At 49.3% G+C, this 1,778-nt stretch carries 2 protein-coding genes; both read left to right on the forward strand.

Going from position 1 to position 1,778, the window contains the following annotated elements:
• The first annotated feature begins 222 nt into the window (after positions 1 to 222).
• On the forward strand, positions 223 to 1,107 hold the full coding sequence (locus ACOJTG_RS03470) for an oxidoreductase (RefSeq protein ID WP_420152532.1): 885 nt from the start codon (positions 223 to 225) through the stop codon (positions 1,105 to 1,107).
• Between the two features lie 117 nt (positions 1,108 to 1,224).
• On the forward strand, positions 1,225 to 1,778 hold a 554-nt coding region (locus tag ACOJTG_RS03475; RefSeq protein ID WP_420152533.1), incomplete at its 3' end, for an AraC family transcriptional regulator.

Raw genomic sequence — 1,778 nt, forward strand, 5'->3', positions numbered from 1 at the left:
TTCCAGTTGGAATCAGGGCTTTTTATTGATCCAATACCTCGATTCAACTCTGTTTTCCGTAATCCTGCTAGACGTAGAGAGGGTAAGTTTTTTTGTGGAAGTCAAATTCAATCGTAGCTCCTAACGTGAGCTTTTTAGCAAAGTTACTTTGAGCTTTTTAACAAAGCAGCCCCTAGGCCTATCCACGAATTTTGTAATCGAAACAATAAACAAACATTCGCTATGAAAAAGGTTTGGTTCATTACTGGAAGTTCCCGTGGATTAGGTCGTCAGTTAACCGAAGCCGTACTGGCTCAGGGGGATCGGGTGGCCGCTACAGCTCGTCAACCCGAATCCTTGCAGGCTCTCAAGAATCAGTATCCCGATCAACTGGAACTCCTCACGCTGGACGTGACGAATCTGGAACAAATTCAAGCCGCCGTAACGCTTACCGTGGAACGATTTGGCCATATTGACGTACTGGTCAATAATGCAGGGTTTGGAATCATTGGTGCCGCCGAAGCCTTCACGGAAGAGCAGGTACGTAGCCAGCTCGAAACGAATTTATACGCTCCCATTGCCATCACGCGGGCCGTACTACCCGTGATGCGGAAGCAACGCAGTGGCCGTATTTTACAAATTAGCTCCGTAGGAGGTCGCGTGGGTGCCGCTGGCTTGACTATGTATCAGGCGGCGAAGTTTGGGCTGGGTGGTTTCACCGAAGCCATCGTCAATGAAGTGACTCCGCTCGGCATACAAGTGACGTCCGTTGAACCCGGTGGCTTTCGTACCGATTGGGCCGGAGCTTCCATGACTTACGCCACCCCGGTTGAAGGATATGAAACCAGCGTGGGCCAGCGTGCCGAGTATTTCGCCAGTGGCCAATACATCCCCATGGGCGATCCGGCCAAAGCGGCTCAGGTCCTGATTGATCTGGTGAACCATCCGGAACCTCCGATACATTTAATTCTGGGAAGTGAAGCCGCCAGCATTTTACAGGAAGCAGACGCCCGACGCAAGGCTGAATTTGAAGCCTGGCTACCCGTTTCCGTTTCCACGGATCACGACGATTCAGAGAATTTTCTGGATAGCGAACTGGGCCAGACGTATCTGAAAGGGAAAGCATAAGCGTTGATATTTAAACAACACTTCTGTAGAAGATCCTTTCCCGAACGGATTTCTATCGAACCTTCTTATCTGTAACTTGTTGCGTACACACGTACGCAGCAAGTTTTTAATTCAGCCATGTCCGAAGTGCCACCCAATTCTAGCATTATCTATTCGTGCTACTACAACATCAGTAGGGACGGGGAGCAGTTTATTCCCGAACACGTATTCAGCTATCAGATTTCCGGTTCGCTGACGGTCAATGACGGCTTGCAGGTGCACGAGTTTAAGCCCGGCGATTTCCGTTTTAGTCGCCGAAATCAGTTGGCGAAATTCGTAAAGCATCCGCCCATAGGAGGGGAGTTTACCTCTATTTCTGTTTTCCTCGATCAAAAAACGTTAGTAAATCTAAGTCAGGAATACGGGTATACTGCTCAGAAACGGCCCCTGCCAGCTCCAGCGGTCATTCCTCTATCGCCGCACCCGCTGTACCAGGGATACATGGATTCCCTGATGCCCTACGTACCCTTGCCCGGAACTACGGACGATCCATTGTTTGCTTTAAAAGTAAAAGAGGCGGTGTTGCTGCTATTGCGTACCGAACCTGACTTAAAAAACATTCTGTTCGATTTCGACGAACCGGGTAAGCTCGATCTGGAAGAGTTTATGATGCAGCACTACCAGTTTAATGT

It is taken from the genome of Siphonobacter sp., assembly GCF_048595215.1.
In the GTDB taxonomy this organism is placed as follows: Bacteria; Bacteroidota; Bacteroidia; order Cytophagales; family Spirosomataceae; genus Siphonobacter.

Excerpts from the sequence above, each read along its gene's own strand:
- ACOJTG_RS03470 (WP_420152532.1), top strand. The coding sequence starts at position 223 with ATGAAAAAGGTTTGGTTCATTACTGGAAGTTCCCGTGGATTAGGTCGT.